Origin of the sequence: Halobacterium sp. MBLA0001, assembly GCF_049705385.1 — an archaeon.
Lineage (GTDB): Archaea > Halobacteriota > Halobacteria > Halobacteriales > Halobacteriaceae > Halobacterium > Halobacterium salinarum.
The window spans coordinates 494,590-508,685 of record NZ_JBNAMQ010000007.1 but is presented as its reverse complement, the minus strand read 5'-3'; the positions used below and the strand labels follow the sequence as shown (position 1 = coordinate 508,685).

Sequence of the window (14,096 nt, the reverse complement as noted above, 5' to 3'; positions counted from 1 at the left end):
GCGCCGCGCTCACAGCGCGTCGGCGAGCTTCTGGACGGGATGTGGCGGGGCACCGTCGGTGTCGACGTCGTCGCGCTCGCTGAGCTGGCTGCGACACGACGACCCCGGCGCAGTCACGGTGTCGGCGTCGCTGTCGGCGACCTGATCGGCGAGGATGTCGGCGATGGCCTGGCTCATCGAGTAATGCTCGGCCTCGTAGCCGAAGCTGCCGGCCATCCCACAGCACGTCGAATCCAGCGGGTCGACCTCGTAGCCCGCGCGCCGAAGGACGCCGACGGCGTGGTGGTCGCGCTGCTGGGCTTTCTGGTGGCAGTGGCCGTGGTAGGCCAGCGATTCGCCGTCGGCGTCGAAGCCGGCGGCCGCGTCGAGCCCGTGACGGTCGAGGTACTCGCAGACCCCGTACGTGTTGGCGGCGACGGACGCCGCGGGGGCGCTGGACAGGAGGTCGTGGTAGTCGTCTTGGACCATCACCGCGTCGGAGGGTTCGACGTACACCACGTCCCAGCCGTCCGCGACCTTCGGCGCGAGCGCCGCGACGTTCTCGCGCGCGATCCGGCGGGTGCGGTCGATCAACCCCCGCGAGTACGCCGGCCGCCCGCTGGTGCCGACGCCGTCGGGGAGCGCGACGTGGACGCCCGCGGCCTCCAGCACGCGCACCGCGGCTTTCCCGACGGCGACCGTGCTGTAGTTGGTGTACGGGTCGGGCGCGAGCAGGACCGTGTGCTCGGCGGCTGCCTCGGGCACCCGGCTGCCGCCGCGCGCGTCGAACCACGCCCGGAGGCTCTCCCGCCGGAACGTCGGGAGGTCGCGCTCGGCGGCGATGCCCAGGGTTTTCTCGGCGAGCGCGCCGGCACCCGGCAGCGCCGTGGCCCAGTTCGAGACGGGCGCGAGCGCCGACCCCAGGTGGAACAGCGCCTCAGTGTGGCCGAACAGCCGGTCGAGGACGCCGACGCCGTCGGCCTGGTGGCTGGCGTGTTTCACCTCGGTTTTGAGTTTCGCCATGTCCACGCCGCTGGGGCAGTCGAGTTTGCAGCCCTTGCAGCCCACACAGAGATCCAGCACCTCCGTCAGGAACTCGTCGTCGAGGGGGTCGGCGGGGAGGTGGCCGTTCATCGCCGAGCGCAGCATGTTCGCACGCCCGCGCGTGCTGAGTGTCTCCTCGTTGGCGGCGCGGTAGGTCGGACACATCACGCCGCCGGTGGTGTCCTGGTGGCCGGTGCACCCGGCACAGCCGTGACAGAGCTCGGTCATGCCCCGGAATCCGTTCTCGGTGTCCCAGTTCAGTGCGGGATCGAACCCGGCGTCGAACTCGTCGTCGGGGGCGACACGCAGGTGGTCGGTCATGTCGATCTCGCCGGCGGCGTCCCCACAGACCGGCCCGGGGTTGAGGATCCAGTCGGGGTCGAAGGCCGCCTTGGTGCGGCGGAACGACGCCCACAGGTCCTCGCCGTAGAACTTGCGGTTCCACTGGCTGCGCGCGCGTCCGTCGCCGTGCTCCCCGGACACTGCGCCGCCGTACTCCACGACGAGGTCGGTGACGCGGTCGGCGATTTCGGCCATCTTCGCGACGCCCGCCTCGTCGGCGAGGGTCACGAGCGGGCGGACGTGCAGGACGCCGGGACCGGCGTGGGCGTAGTAGGACGCGACCGTGTCGAGGTCGTCCAGGATGGCTTGGAAGTCCGCGACGAACGCCGGCAGGTGGTCGGCGGGGATGGCGGTGTCCTCGATGTAGGGGTAATGTTTCTCGTCGCTGGTGCGGGACAACAGGATGGGGAGGCCGGCCTTGCGCATCTTCCAGAAGTGGGCCTGGCGGTCGTCGTCGTAGGCCTCCAGTGCGTCCACCGCGTGCACGGGGGCGTCGGTGGTGGTAGCCTCGGGTGGGTCGGCGGCCGGCGTGGCGCTGGGCAGCCGGTCGGCCAGCAGGTCGGCCACGCGGCGGCGGGCCTCGGCCGGGCTGTCGGCGTAGAACTCCACCAGCAGCGTCGAATCCGTGCCGTCGGGCAGCAGCCCGACGACGTCGGCGAACTCGTCGGTGTCCCGCGCGAGATCGAGGAACACGTCGTCCATCACCTCAACGGCGGACGGGTCGTGATCGAGAACGGGGGCCACGTCCTGCATGGCGTCGCGCACGTCGTCGTACGTGAGCATCGCCACCGCGGTCTCCGCGGGGACCGGCTCCAGGGAGACTTCCGCCTCGGTGATGATGCCCAGGGTGCCCTCGCTGCCGGCGAGCAGGCGGGCGGCGTTCACCGCGCCGTGGGCCTCGGCGTCCGCCAGCAGGCGGTCGTAGTTGTACCCCGAGACGTTGCGCTTGAGGTCCGGGAAGCGCTCGCGGATCCGGTCGGCTTCCTCGTCGAGGAGCCGCCGGAGGTCGGCGTAGATGCGGGCTTCGAGGTCGCCGTCGGGGTCCGCGAGCGCGTCGAGGTCGTCGGTGTCCACCCAGCCCAGCGTGGTCACCGTGCCGTCCGCGAGCACGACCTCGGCGGATTCGAGGTAGCCGTCGGCTTTCTCGTACTGCAGGGAGTGTGCGCCCGTGGAGTTGTTGCCGATGGCCCCGCCGAGCACGCTCTTGTCCCCCCACGCGGGATCGGGGGCGTACTTCAGACCGTGGGCGGCGAGTTCGTCGTTGAGGGCCGCGAGCGTGATCCCGGGCTGGGCGCGCGCGGTCTCGGCCTCGGGGTCGAACCCGACGAAGCCGTTCATCGCGTGTTTGAAATCCAGGACGACGGCCTCGTTGACCGCCTGGCCGGCGAGACTGGTGCCGCCGCCGCGGGGGAGCACGGGGATCCCGCGGTCGGCGCAGTACGAGACCACGGCGGCGACGTCGTCGGTGGACGTGGGGAACACGACGCCGACCGGGAGCGCCTCGTAGATGCTGGCGTCGGTGGCGTACAGCTGGCGCGTGTAGCTGTCGAAGCGCACGTCGCCGTCGACGCGCTCGCGGAGGTCGTCGACGAGCCCGGGGCGCTCGACGCTGTCGCTGGTGTAGTCGTAATCGGCGTCGGGGTCGGTTGACGGGTCATCGGAGCGGAGGTCGCGCGTTGCCATCGTCGACCATAGGAGGTGTGGCGTGTTATGCGGTGGTGGTCAGTCCACGGCGGCGTGGCGGGGCGGCGCTACGCCGACCCGACCGCGGCCTCGATGGCGGTTTCGAGGTCCGCGACGATGTCGGCGGGGTCCTCGATGCCGACCGACACCCGCACCATCTCGGGGCGCACACCGCCGGCGCGCTGGGCTTCGGGGGTGAGCTGCTGGTGGGTGGTGGAGGCGGGATGGATCACGAGCGTTTTGGCGTCGCCGACGTTCGCCAGCAGGCTGGCAAGCGTGGTCTCCTCCGTGACCGCTTGGGCGGCGTCGTAGCCGTCCTCGACGCCGAACGTGAGCATGCCTCCGTAGCCCGAATCGAGGTAGGTGGTCGCGTTGTCGTGGGTGTCGTGGTCGGCCAGTCCGGGGTAGTTGACCCACGACACGTTGGGGTGGTCCCGGAGGTGTTCGGCGACGAGCTGGGCGTTCCGGCAGTGTTGTTGCATGCGCAACGGGAGCGTTTCGAGCTTCTGGAGGGTTTGCCAGGCGTCGAACGGCGACTGCTGGTTGCCCAGATCGCGCAGCCCGCGGGCGATGGCGGCGTACGTGAACGCGGCGTCCCCGAAGCGATCGGTGAAGGTCACGCCGTGGTAGGCGGGGTTTTCCTGGGCGATCTCGGGGTAGTCGGCGGCGTGGGCGTCCCAGTCGAAGCTGCCGGCGTCGACGAGCGCGCCGCCGACGGTGGTGCCGGCACCGTGGATCCATTTGGTGGTGGAGTGCCAGACGATGTCGGCACCGTGGTCGATCGGGGTTGCCAGCGCGGGGGTCGCGAACGTGTTGTCCACCAGCAGGGGAACGCCGTTGTCGTGGGCGATGTCGGCGATGCGTTCGAGGTCGGGCGTGATCAGGCTGGGGTTGCCGACGGTTTCGACGAGCACGTAGGCGGTGTCGGCGTCGATGGCGTCGGCGTAGGCGTCGTAGTCGAGGACGTCCACGAACGTCGTGTCGACGCCACGGCGCTGGGCGCTGTGCGTGAGGTACGTCACGGTGCCGCCGTAGAGGTCGCTGGCGGCGACGACGGAGTCGCCGGCGCGTGCCAGCAGGAACGTCGCGAGATCCAGGGCGGCCATTCCGGACGCGGTGGCGACCGCGCCGACGCCGCCTTCGAGGGCGGCGAGGCGGTCCTGGAGGGTCTCCACGGTGGGGTTCATCAGCCGCGAGTAGATGTAGCCGTCCCGCTCAAGGGCGAACTGGCCGGCGGCGTCGGCGCTGTCCTCGAAGGCGTACGACGTGGTCTGGTAGAGCGGCGGCGCGCGAGCGCCCGTGGCCGGGTCGACGCGCTGGCCGGCGTGTACACTGTTGGTGTGGAGTCCGTGGTCGTGGCCCATGACTGGGGGTACGGCAGCAGTGGTATAAACCGCGCCGACACCTGCAGGTGCTGCCGGGCTTCGGGAGTGTCACACACCGCCGGTGGCGTCAGTGACCGCCGCCCCGTCGGTGCCGGCGGCGAGGAAGTCCGCCAGCGGCGGGCCGACGGCCGCGGAGTCGACGAGGAACGCGTCGTGGCCGTAGTCGGAGTCGACGACGTGGTGGGCGACGCCGGCGGCGCCGCCCGCCCGGAAGGCGTCGGCGACGGTCGCGCTCTGTGCGGCGGTGAAATGCCAGTCCCCGGTGAACGACAGCACGAGCGCGTCGCCGTCGAAGGCCGCCAGCGCGTCGGCGACGGAGGGCCGCCCTGCCGCGAGGTCGTAGGCGTCCATGGCGCGCAGCAGGTAGAGGTAGCTGTTGGCGTCGAAGCGGGCCACGAACGTGTCGGCCTGGTAGTCGAGGTAGGATTCGACGTCCCGGGTGGCGAAGAACTCGGCCGCGGGGTCGGCGGGGAGGGCGGTGTCGGTGGTGGCGGTCCGGCGGCCGAACTTGTCGGCCATCGACGCCTTCGAGAGGTACATCACGTGGCCGAGCTGTCTGGCGAGCGCCAGTCCCCGGTCGGGGTGTGCGCCGCCGTAGTAGTCGCCGTCGTTCCAGTTCGGGTCGCCGCGGATGGCGCGGCGTGCGATGGCGTTCAAGCCGAGGCATTGGGCGTCGAGGCGTGGTGCGGTGGCGACGGCGGCGATCAGGTGTACGTCGTCGGGGTAGCGCCGCGCCCAGTCGAGGGCGTTCATGCCGCCGACGCTCCCGCCGACGACGGCGTGCAGGCGGTCGACGCCGAGGGTGTCGAGGAGGCGGCGCTGGCAGCGTGTCCAGTCCGGGACAGTGACGGGGGGGAAGGCGGTGCCCCAGGGGTCGCCGCCGGGGCCGTCGGCCGGCGGACCGTCGGTCCCGTGGCAGGAGCCGGGCACGTTCGCGCAGACGACGAAGTACTCGGTGGTGTCGATGGGGCATCCGGGGCCGACGATGTCCGGCCACCAGCCTCGATCGTCGCCGTCGGCGCGCCCGCGGACGTGCTGGCTGCCGGTGAGCGCGTGACAGACCAGCACCGCGTTCGAGCCGGTGTAGTCGCCGTACGTGCGGTAGGCGACGGTGAGGCTGTCGACGGTGTCACCGCAGGCAAAGGTGAACCCGTCGAGCTCAGTGGTCGGCATCGGTCCCCCGTCGGTACATACTTGATAGTAATTTTTCGCCACCGTATTATGCACAGCAATCACGGCAAGGGCCGCCGCCATCGCGCCGCGGGCCACACGAGAGGCGGCCGCCGGGGCGGGTTCCGCCACAGCCGCCGCGCTCTTGATGCTTCGATCCCAACCCTCGCCGAATGGCCACCCGGGAGCGCGCCGCCTTAGCCTCGGTCGTGTTCGCAGTGCTGTTCGCACAGGTGCTCGTCTATCCGGGCGCGACCGACCTCGTCGAAGCCTACGGCGCAGCCGCCCCGGAGACCGCGAGCCGGTGGTTTCTCGCCGCCGAGTTCGGCGCGTTCGTCGCGTTCGCCGGCGTCTGGGGGGCCGCAAGCGACCGCGCCGGCCGCCGCACCCCGTTCATCGCCGCGGGTGCCGCCGCCGGCAGCCTCGGCTACGCCGTGCTCGCTGTGGCCCCCCTCGGGCTCGGCGGCGCGCTCGCGTTGCGCGTCGCACAGGGCGCGGCCACGATCGGCGCGTTCTCGCTGGCGATGACGATGCTCATGGACCTCTCGGCCGACCACGGGGCGGACATGGGGGCGGCCGGCATCGCCATCGGGCTGGGCACCGCACTGGGCGCGCCCATCGGCGGCCAGCTCACCGAACTCGCGCCGCGCGCCCCACTGGTCGTCGGGAGCGTCGCCCTCGCCGTCGCCGCCGCCGTCACCGTCCGGCTCCCGGACAACGCCCCCACCACCACCCAGTCGCAGCTGTCCGCGGCCGTGCTCGCGGTGCGTGACACGCCGGCGGTCCTGGTGCCGTACGCGTTCGGCTTCATCGACCGGTTCACCGCCGGGTTCTTCGCGCTTGTCGGGACGCTGTACTTCCAGTCCAGGTTCGGGCTCGACGCCGGCGCAACCGGGCTCACGCTCGCGCTGTTTTTCGCGCCGTTCGCCCTGCTGCAGTACCCCTTCGGCCGCCTCTCGGATCGCATCGGACGCACCATCCCCATCGCCGCCGGGTCCGCGCTGTACGGCGTCGCGGTCGCCGGCGTGGGGGTCGCGCCCGGGCTGCGGGTCGCACAAGCCGGCATGGTCACGGTCGGCGTGCTGGGGGCGCTGATGGCACCCGCCACGATGGCGCTGGTCACCGACATCGCGCCCGACACCGAGCGCGGCGTCCACATGGCGGGGTTCAACATCGCCGGCTCACTGGGGTTTTTGGCGGGCATCGTGGGTGGCGGCTGGATCGCCGACCGCCGCGGCTTCCAGGACGCGTTCGCGATCGCGGGCGGCGCTGAACTCGTGCTTGCGGCCGTCGCGTTGCCCGCGTTGCTGGCGCTGCGGGACCGCCGAAGCGAGTAGCGAGCGCGCCTACTGTTCGAGCGTTGCCCGTGCGGCGGCCACGCCGTCGTGAACGGCCACGTCAACCCCGACCTCGTCGAGTGCGTCACCGACAGTGCGCACGCCCCGAACCACCTGTTGGGCCGTGAGTTGGCCCATGTTCGACACGCGGAAGATTTCGCCGCCGAGATGGCCCTGCCCGCCGCTGATCGAGACGCCACGCGCTGTCACGGCGTCCATGAACGCGGCGGCGTCCGCGCCGCGCGCGCCCGCCGGCAGCCGGATGGCGGTGAGCGTGTTCGAGTACGCCGCGGCGTCGTTCAACTCCGGGAACGACGCCAACCCCATCTCGTGGAACCCGTCCCGGAACGCCGCCGCCTGCCGGCGGTGGCGGGCGATGCGGTCGGCCATTCCCTCCTCGCGGATGCGCGCGGCGGCCGCCGCGAGCCCACGGAACAGGGGAACGGCGCTCGTGAACGGCGTCTGGTTCGACTCCGCTTTCCGCAGATGCCACTCGATGTCCTCGTAGAACGGCGCGGCCTCGCCGTCCAACGCCGGCACCACGTCGTCGGTGACGTACACCGCGCTCAACCCGGGCGGTGCGGCCAACGCCTTCTGGGCGTCGGTCACCGCGATGTCCACGCCCCAGTCGTCGATCCGGAACTCGTCGCCGCCGATGCTCGTGACGCCGTCGACGACGTAGCGTGCGCCCGCGTCGGCGGCGATATCGCCGACCGCGTCGACGGGGTTCAACAGCCCGGTGCTGGTCTCGTTGTGCACCATCGTCACCACGTCCGTCTCGGTGGTGACCGCGTCGGCGACGGCGTCGAGGTCCACGGGCGCGCCCCAGTCGGCGGTCACCCGCGTGACATCGGCGTACCGCTCGGCGACGCGCGCGAACCGCCGCCCGAACTTCCCGTTCACCACGGCCACCACCTCGCCGCCGTCCCCGACGAGGTTTCCGACCGCGGCCTCCATGCCCATGGTCGCGGTGCCGTTCAACAACAGCGCCGTCCCGCCGGCAGACGTCGTGTCCCCGGACGGCGTCGACTCCTCGAAGACGTACTCGACGTGCTCCTGGGCGCGCTCGTAGACCGCCTCGAAGGCCGCCGATCGGTGGGACACCATCGGCGCGCTCATCGCCTCGCGTACCTCGCGGGCGACCGGAACGGGGCCGGGATTCAACAGCAGGAAGTCCTCTCGCATACGGGAGCGTCGGCGCGCGCGGGCATAAACACGGCGGGTGGTGCAAGGCTCGCCGCCGTGGCTACGAGAACTTGTGCACCGTGATGTCGAGGGTGTCCAGATCCAGGATGGGGGCGGTGGCGACGTCCGGCGAGATGTTCACCGACTCCTGGAACGCCGTCTGGTGTTGCCAGCACCCGGAGTTGACCAGCCGGACGTTGTGGTGGATGCCGACGCCGAGCTTGTGGACGTGGCCGGTGTGGAACACGTCCGGAACGGTGTCGATGGCGAGGTGGTCCTCGGCCTCGGGCGCGAGCCGGGTGCGGCCGCCGAACGGCGGGGCGACGTGGCGCTTTTTCAGGAGGAGCTCCATCGCGTTCTGGGGGTCGTCGTAGGTGACGTCGTCGCTGGGGTGTTCGGCGATCACCTCGTCCAGGGACACCCCGTGGTACAACAGCACCGAGACGCCGTCGATGGTGACCGTCGACGGGTTGCTGGTGATGCGGGCGTCGTGGGCGCGCATGATCGACCGCAGCTCCTCGTCGAACGCCGGCTGCGGTTCGGCGAGCCGGACGGCGTCGTGGTTGCCCGGAATCATCACGATCTCCATGTCCCCGGGCACGTCTTTGAGGTGTTCGGCGAACGTCTCGTACTGGTCGTAGATGTCGACGATGTCGAGTTCCTCGTCTTGGCCCGGGTAGACGCCGACGCCCTCAACCATGTCGCCGGCGATGAGCAGGTACTCCACGGACTCGGCGGCGGGCGTGTGCAGCCAGTCGGCGAACGACCGCCAGGCGTCGGCGGCGAACTCCTGGCTGCCGACGTGCACGTCGGAGATGAGCGCGGCCTGCACGCTGCGGTCGGCGGTGCTCGGCGAGTACGTGCGGGGAACCTCCGGGAAGTAGATGTCGTCGGCGAAGAGGATGGTGCCGTCGTCGGCCAGCGTGCCCGACACGGCGATCACCTCGTCCAACAGGAGGTCGTCGACGAGATCCGAGACGTCGCGGTCTTTCAACACGAGCACCGGGAAGACGCCGTTGGTGTCCTCCAACTCGACGCGCCAATGGCCGCTGGTGGTCGACCGGATGTCGTTGACCATGCCGACGATGGCGGCGTCACTGCCCCCGGGCATCGAGGCGAGCGCGCTGGTCGGCCGGTGGTTGACGCGACCCCGAAGCTGTGCGGCGAGGCGGTCGTACCGGTCGCGGAACACCGACACGAAGTCCTGGTACTCGCCGGTTCCCGTGGACGCGCCCGTCATGTCGCCGTCGATCTCGACGCTGCGCGCGTCCGCGGTGGCCGCGCGCCCGCCGTCGTGGTTGGGGCGCGTGTCCGTGGCCGACGGATCGGTGTGTGTCGTCGCCTCGTCGGGAGGCGTCGATGCCGGCGCGGACGTCTGCGCGGCACTCGAAGCGGTGTGGGCATCGAGCACCGCTCGAACGTCGCTGACGGTGAGCGTCGCCGCGTCCGCTGCGGCGGCGGCGACCGCGCGCTCGACTGCTGCACCCGGGTCGTCAGCGCCCGCGAGCAGCGTCACCGCCTCCCGGTCGGCGTTGTATCCGCGGCTCGTCAACTCGCGGACCACGCGCACCGATGGCTCCAATGGCACACCGGACTCGAAGGCGCGACGAGGAGATAAGCATGGCGAGATGACCGCGGGCCGGTACCGGAACCGACGGGAGGGCAACGTTGAAACGCGGTACGGCCGAACCGGTATGCAATGACCGGCGACGATGTCCCCGATCCGACCGACGGCCCCCGGGCCGCAGTCCGGTGGTTCTGGTCGACTGATCGGGCGGACGTGCTGTTCGTCCGGGAAGCCCTCTCGAGTCTGCTCGTGGTGTCGATGGTCGGGCTGTTGTTGTTCTCCGTGAGCGGTGTGTGGCCGCCACTAGTGGCGGTCGAATCCGGCAGCATGCAGCCGAACCTCCAGAAGGGAGATCTGGTGTTCGTCACGGAGGAACACCGCCTCAGCCCGGAGTACGCGTCCGGCGGGACGGGCGTTGTCCCGCACAGGACTGCGACCGCTCACGGCTACGAGAAGATCGGGGGGACCGGCGACGTGATCGTCTACGAACCGGACGGCAACAGCAGGGCAGTCCCGATCATTCACCGCGCACGGTTCTGGGTCGACAACGAGGAGAACTGGTACGACCGCGCGGACGAGTCGATCGTCGCCGCGGACAGCTGCAGCGAGCTGCGGAACTGTCCGGCACCCCACGCCGGCTTCATCACGAAAGGCGACAACAACAGATCGAACAACTACTACGACCAGTCGGCCGGGCTGTCGGAGCCGGTCAAGCCCGGCTGGGTGCGGGGAACCGCGGAGTACCGGGTGCCGTTCGCGGGCTGGGTGCGGCTGGTGATCTCCGGGGAGGCCACCGTGGCGCGCCCCGGCGGCGCGGCGCTCGGCGGCGAGCGCGCGCTGGGCCAGGCGTAGCCGGCTACTCGGCGTACAGCGAGTAGACGATCACCGCGAACCCGATCGCGGTGAGCGCGCTCTCGGTCAACACGGCGAAATTGCTTTGCAGGTTCAACAGCACGTCGATCCCCCCCGCCAGCAGCGAGCCGAGCGTCACGAACCCGAACCCGATCGTCAACGACCGGAGCGCCGGCGAGCTCGTGCGCCGCCACGCCTTCGCGGCGAAATACGTGACGGCACCGCCGAGCGCCAGCGTGAGTGTCTTCAGCGCGACCACGACTTCGTAGTGTATCATGTTTCTTTGCTCACCTCTGTCCACAGCGTCTCGAGCCGTTCGTCGGTCGACGTCGGCGGGCGGTGGATGCCGACACCGAGCGTGCGGTCGTCGTCGAGGGTGATAACAACGTCCTCGAAGGCGACCACGTATTCGGTGGTGTGGTGGCCGTCGTCCTGTAAGACCGCGCGCCCCTCGAGCAGCGCCGCGTCAGTCAGCAGATCCAGCTTCCGGTAGGTCGTGGACATCGGGACGCCGCTTCGGTCGGAGATCTCCTTGGCGGTGCGCGGTTCGTCGAGCGCTTCGATGATGTCTCGACAGCCCGCGTCATCCAGCGCATCCAGGACATCCTGGAGATCCGGAGTGTCGTCCGAATCGAAGGGAGCGCGCATGGATATGCTGGCATTCGGGAACCCCGGCGTATAACTCGTTTCATATTCCGCTGTGACCGGCCGGTGCTTCCCATGCGCTGAGAACCGACGCCAGGAGCCAGGAACCACGTCTGTCATTTAAGTAATGTGACTGTGGATGATGACACGAGGTGAACGCGATGGGATACAACACACGAGCGGGGACGGAGTCCGGCGCTGGCTACGGAGCCGCCGGCACCTGGCCGGCGTACTGGATCGCGGTCGTGCGCGTGCTGACTGGCTGGTGGTTCTTCCACGCGGGCTTCACGAAGCTGCTCGAAGGCGGCTTGACGTTCGATCCGTCGGGCTACTTGCAGGGGATGGCGGGAACGGTGCTGGCACCCGTCGGTACGACGCTGGCAGGCTACCCCGGCATCATCGGCCCGATGGTCGTGATCTTCGAGACACTGATCGGGCTGGCGCTCATCGTCGGGCTCCTGACGCGGTTCGCGTCGTTCGGCGGTGTGATGTTCATGACCATGTTCTGGATCGGGAACGCCGAATACGCACACGGGGTGGTCAACAGTGACTTCATGGGCTTGCTGTTGTTCACCACGATCATCGTGTTCGGCGCCGGCCGCTACTACGGCCTGGACAGCATCGTCGAGCGCACGGACCTCGTTCAGGGGGCACCGCGGCTCAAATACCTCCTCGGATAACACGGTGACACGACATGACTGACACACTCGACAAGGCGGTGATGGGACTCAGCGGCGGACTGATGGTGCTCGGCGTCGTGGGCGGCGGCCTCGTGGAGTTCCTGGCGGGCCCGCCGTACGTACCGACGACGGAAAGTGGCGAGGTGCTGACGGCGGCCGCGGTCGCCCCGAACGTACGGGCAGCGCTGGTGTTGGCGGCGCTGCTCGTGTTGTTCGTGTACGCAGTGTACAAACTCGCAACCCCGGTGCGGGGGCAGTCACAGCACAGCGAACGGGCGACCGCCGGCGACTAGGATCCACTAATTGTTCTCGAAGCGCGCCTGCACGAACGGCGTGATGTCTTCGATGTCGCTGAGCCGCGAATCCGCTTCGAGGACCGCCTCCGTCTCCTCGACCGGAACCGACAGCGAGATCTCTTTGGTGCGGCCGTACCGGCCCTTCGAGACGACGACGGCGTTGACGATGCCGAGCATGTCGAGTTCGCTGATGAGGTCGGTGACCCGGCGCTGCGTGAGCACGTCGGCGTCGAGCTCGTCGCACAGCGTCTTGTAGATGTTGTACACCTCACCCGTGTTGACGTTGTGCACGCCGTTGTCCTCCAACAGGAGAATGGCGTAGAGCACGAGCTTGCTCTGTGTCGGCAGCGTTCGGACGACCTCCACGACGCGGTCGAGCTCGATCTTGTCTTGGGCGCGGCGCACGTGGTCCTCGGTGACGTTTTCGGCCTGGTCGCGCTCCGCGAGCTCGCCGGCGGTCCGCAGCAGGTCAAGGGCGCGACGGGCGTCGCCGTGCTCCTGAGCGGCGAACGCCGCACACAACGGGAGGACGTCGTCCGAGAGCGCGTCGGCTTTGAACGCGACGTCCGACCGGTGCTGGAGGATGTCCCGCAGCTGGTTGGCGTCGTACGGCGGGAACACGATCTCCTCCTCGCCGAGGCTGGACTTGACACGGGGGTCGAGGAAGTCGGTGAACTTCAGGTCGTTGCTGATGCCGATGATCGACACCCGGGAGTTGTCCAACTCGGAGTTCATGCGGGAGAGGTTGTACAGCGTATCGTCGCCGGATTTCTCGACGAGCTTGTCGATCTCGTCCAGCATGATGACCGCGACGCGCTCGACGTAGTCGACGGCGTCGAAGAACGTCGCGTACACGCGGTCGGTGGGCCACCCTGTCATGGGGACCTGTTCCATCTCGGCCTTGTCGGCTTCCAGGGAGTCGATTCGGTCGTCGATCTCCGCGACGGAGTCGAAGCGCTCCCGAAGATCCGAAAAGCTGTCCGAAACATCGGAGCCCTCACTCGATTCGTCGCCTGTACGATCGTCGCCCGGCGACCCCCCTATTTCGAGTGCGGTGGGGTCGTCGTCGGCCTGTGCCCGGAGGTCCGAGAGGTCGGCGATGCGGGCGTCGACGAACGCCCGGTTTTGATCGATGAACGTGTTGGCGAGCTGTGCGAGCACCCGGTACTGGGTGTCCGTGACTTCACAGTTGATGTATTCGACCTCACAGGGAACGTCGTACTTCTTGGAGGTCTTCTCCAACTCCTGGCTCACGAACTTCGCGCTGGCCGTCTTTCCGGTGCCCGTCTTCCCGTAGATGAGGATGTTCGACGGCGTCTCACCGCGGAGCGCCGCGACCAGGATGGTCGCCATGTTGTTGATCTGGTCGTTTCGGTGTGGGAGTTCGTGGGGCGTGTACGACGGCCGCAGGACCTCTTTGTTCTCGAAGATGGGCTCGCCGCTGAGCAGGTCATCGAAGAGTCCCTCGTCGTCGTCCTCGTCGTCGAGGACGTCGTCGAGGTCGACTTCGAAGTCGCGGTCCGCGGTTCGCCGTTCGTCCGTCGACCGATCGTCTGTCATGTATTCACGCACACCCCCTTGTTTCGGGTGGAATACGCAGTCGGGAAGAGAGAACGGCCAGCAAGGCCATCAGCGGGCGGTATAGCGTCCCCGCTCCGACAGCGTTCCAGTTGATGCAGATGAAACAGTGGGTCCGAGTCGGACTAATAAGTTACGATAGCGGGGACGCTTCCGGGCAGGCACGATCACAGCAACCCGATACCAGGACGCCCGCCATCCGATGTCCCGCCGGTTAGAGGGGGGAGGGATGCGGTCCGGAACCAGCCGGGGCGACCCGCGGAGAAAGACGATGAATCGCCGTTCCACCTGAAACAGAGGTTGAGGTCAAACGTGGCTGCCAACCCCCCACCCCTTCGTTTCGAGTGGAACGA

At 69.1% G+C, this 14,096-nt stretch carries 12 protein-coding genes; 4 read left to right on the top strand and 8 right to left on the bottom strand.

The features are described from left to right. Positions 1–9: 9 nt before the first annotated feature. The 3 genes from ACOZ32_RS03800 to metX all read right to left on the bottom strand — a co-directional run bounded on the left by ACOZ32_RS03800 (position 10) and on the right by metX (position 5,606). Positions 10–3,048, bottom strand: a complete 3,039-nt coding sequence (locus tag ACOZ32_RS03800; RefSeq protein WP_424334952.1) for an FAD-binding and (Fe-S)-binding domain-containing protein — start codon at positions 3,046–3,048, stop codon at positions 10–12. Between the two features lie 68 nt (positions 3,049–3,116). Beyond that, positions 3,117–4,412, bottom strand: coding sequence for an O-acetylhomoserine aminocarboxypropyltransferase/cysteine synthase family protein (locus ACOZ32_RS03795; RefSeq protein WP_205251251.1), 1,296 nt, complete (start codon positions 4,410–4,412; stop codon positions 3,117–3,119). Positions 4,413–4,481: 69 nt separating this feature from the next. Beyond that, positions 4,482–5,606: a homoserine O-acetyltransferase MetX gene (metX, locus tag ACOZ32_RS03790; RefSeq protein WP_424334951.1), complete on the bottom strand. Its 1,125-nt coding sequence runs from the start codon at positions 5,604–5,606 to the stop codon at positions 4,482–4,484. Between the two features lie 170 nt (positions 5,607–5,776). On the opposite strand from metX, the gene ACOZ32_RS03785 reads away from it, so the two are divergent. Further along, positions 5,777–6,940, top strand: coding sequence for an MFS transporter (locus tag ACOZ32_RS03785; protein ID WP_424334950.1), 1,164 nt, complete (start codon positions 5,777–5,779; stop codon positions 6,938–6,940). Between the two features lie 9 nt (positions 6,941–6,949). Here ACOZ32_RS03785 and ACOZ32_RS03780 read toward each other — a convergent pair whose 3' ends face one another. Further along, entirely contained in the window at positions 6,950–8,125 is a 1,176-nt protein-coding gene (locus ACOZ32_RS03780; RefSeq protein WP_235157070.1) for a pyridoxal-phosphate-dependent aminotransferase family protein, read from the bottom strand. A 61-nt stretch (positions 8,126–8,186) separates the two neighbouring features. Then, complete coding sequence (locus tag ACOZ32_RS03775; protein WP_235157071.1) at positions 8,187–9,713, bottom strand: DNA-directed DNA polymerase II small subunit; 1,527 nt, start codon at positions 9,711–9,713, stop codon at positions 8,187–8,189. 111 nt (positions 9,714–9,824) lie between these two features. Between ACOZ32_RS03775 and ACOZ32_RS03770 the strand changes: the two genes are divergently transcribed. Continuing rightward, on the top strand, positions 9,825–10,544 hold the full coding sequence (locus ACOZ32_RS03770) for a S26 family signal peptidase (protein ID WP_235157072.1): 720 nt from the start codon (positions 9,825–9,827) through the stop codon (positions 10,542–10,544). Between the two features lie 4 nt (positions 10,545–10,548). Here the strand turns inward: ACOZ32_RS03770 and ACOZ32_RS03765 are convergent, their stop codons facing one another. Together ACOZ32_RS03765 and ACOZ32_RS03760 are read right to left on the bottom strand one after the other, a co-directional pair. Further along, positions 10,549–10,821, bottom strand: coding sequence for a DUF7521 family protein (locus ACOZ32_RS03765; protein WP_010903804.1), 273 nt, complete (start codon positions 10,819–10,821; stop codon positions 10,549–10,551). After that, positions 10,818–11,192 (bottom strand): helix-turn-helix domain-containing protein, encoded by a 375-nt coding sequence (locus tag ACOZ32_RS03760; RefSeq protein ID WP_424334949.1) that lies wholly within the window; start codon positions 11,190–11,192, stop codon positions 10,818–10,820. Before ACOZ32_RS03760 ends, ACOZ32_RS03765 begins: the two co-directional genes overlap by 4 nt. A 158-nt stretch (positions 11,193–11,350) precedes the next feature. On the opposite strand from ACOZ32_RS03760, the gene ACOZ32_RS03755 reads away from it, so the two are divergent. Further along, positions 11,351–11,869: a DoxX family protein gene (locus ACOZ32_RS03755; RefSeq protein WP_010903802.1), complete on the top strand. Its 519-nt coding sequence runs from the start codon at positions 11,351–11,353 to the stop codon at positions 11,867–11,869. 14 nt (positions 11,870–11,883) lie between these two features. Further along, positions 11,884–12,162 (top strand): hypothetical protein, encoded by a 279-nt coding sequence (locus ACOZ32_RS03750; protein WP_010903801.1) that lies wholly within the window; start codon positions 11,884–11,886, stop codon positions 12,160–12,162. Between the two features lie 6 nt (positions 12,163–12,168). Here ACOZ32_RS03750 and orc7 read toward each other — a convergent pair whose 3' ends face one another. Continuing rightward, positions 12,169–13,725 carry a DNA replication protein Orc7 gene (gene orc7 / locus ACOZ32_RS03745; protein WP_235157074.1) on the bottom strand — a complete coding sequence of 519 codons (1,557 nt, stop codon included), beginning with the start codon at positions 13,723–13,725 and terminating at the stop codon, positions 12,169–12,171. Positions 13,726–14,096: the final 371 nt, after the last annotated feature.

Coding starts and splice junctions, on each gene's coding strand:
- ACOZ32_RS03800 (WP_424334952.1), bottom strand. CDS start 3,048: ATGGCAACGCGCGACCTCCGCTCCGATGACCCGTCAACCGACCCCGAC.
- ACOZ32_RS03795 (WP_205251251.1), bottom strand. CDS start 4,412: ATGGGCCACGACCACGGACTCCACACCAACAGTGTACACGCCGGCCAG.
- metX (WP_424334951.1), bottom strand. CDS start 5,606: ATGCCGACCACTGAGCTCGACGGGTTCACCTTTGCCTGCGGTGACACC.
- ACOZ32_RS03785 (WP_424334950.1), top strand. CDS start 5,777: ATGGCCACCCGGGAGCGCGCCGCCTTAGCCTCGGTCGTGTTCGCAGTG.
- ACOZ32_RS03780 (WP_235157070.1), bottom strand. CDS start 8,125: ATGCGAGAGGACTTCCTGCTGTTGAATCCCGGCCCCGTTCCGGTCGCC.
- ACOZ32_RS03770 (WP_235157072.1), top strand. CDS start 9,825: ATGACCGGCGACGATGTCCCCGATCCGACCGACGGCCCCCGGGCCGCA.
- ACOZ32_RS03765 (WP_010903804.1), bottom strand. CDS start 10,821: ATGATACACTACGAAGTCGTGGTCGCGCTGAAGACACTCACGCTGGCG.
- ACOZ32_RS03760 (WP_424334949.1), bottom strand. CDS start 11,192: ATGCGCGCTCCCTTCGATTCGGACGACACTCCGGATCTCCAGGATGTC.
- ACOZ32_RS03755 (WP_010903802.1), top strand. CDS start 11,351: ATGGGATACAACACACGAGCGGGGACGGAGTCCGGCGCTGGCTACGGA.
- ACOZ32_RS03750 (WP_010903801.1), top strand. CDS start 11,884: ATGACTGACACACTCGACAAGGCGGTGATGGGACTCAGCGGCGGACTG.
- orc7 (WP_235157074.1), bottom strand. CDS start 13,725: ATGACAGACGATCGGTCGACGGACGAACGGCGAACCGCGGACCGCGAC.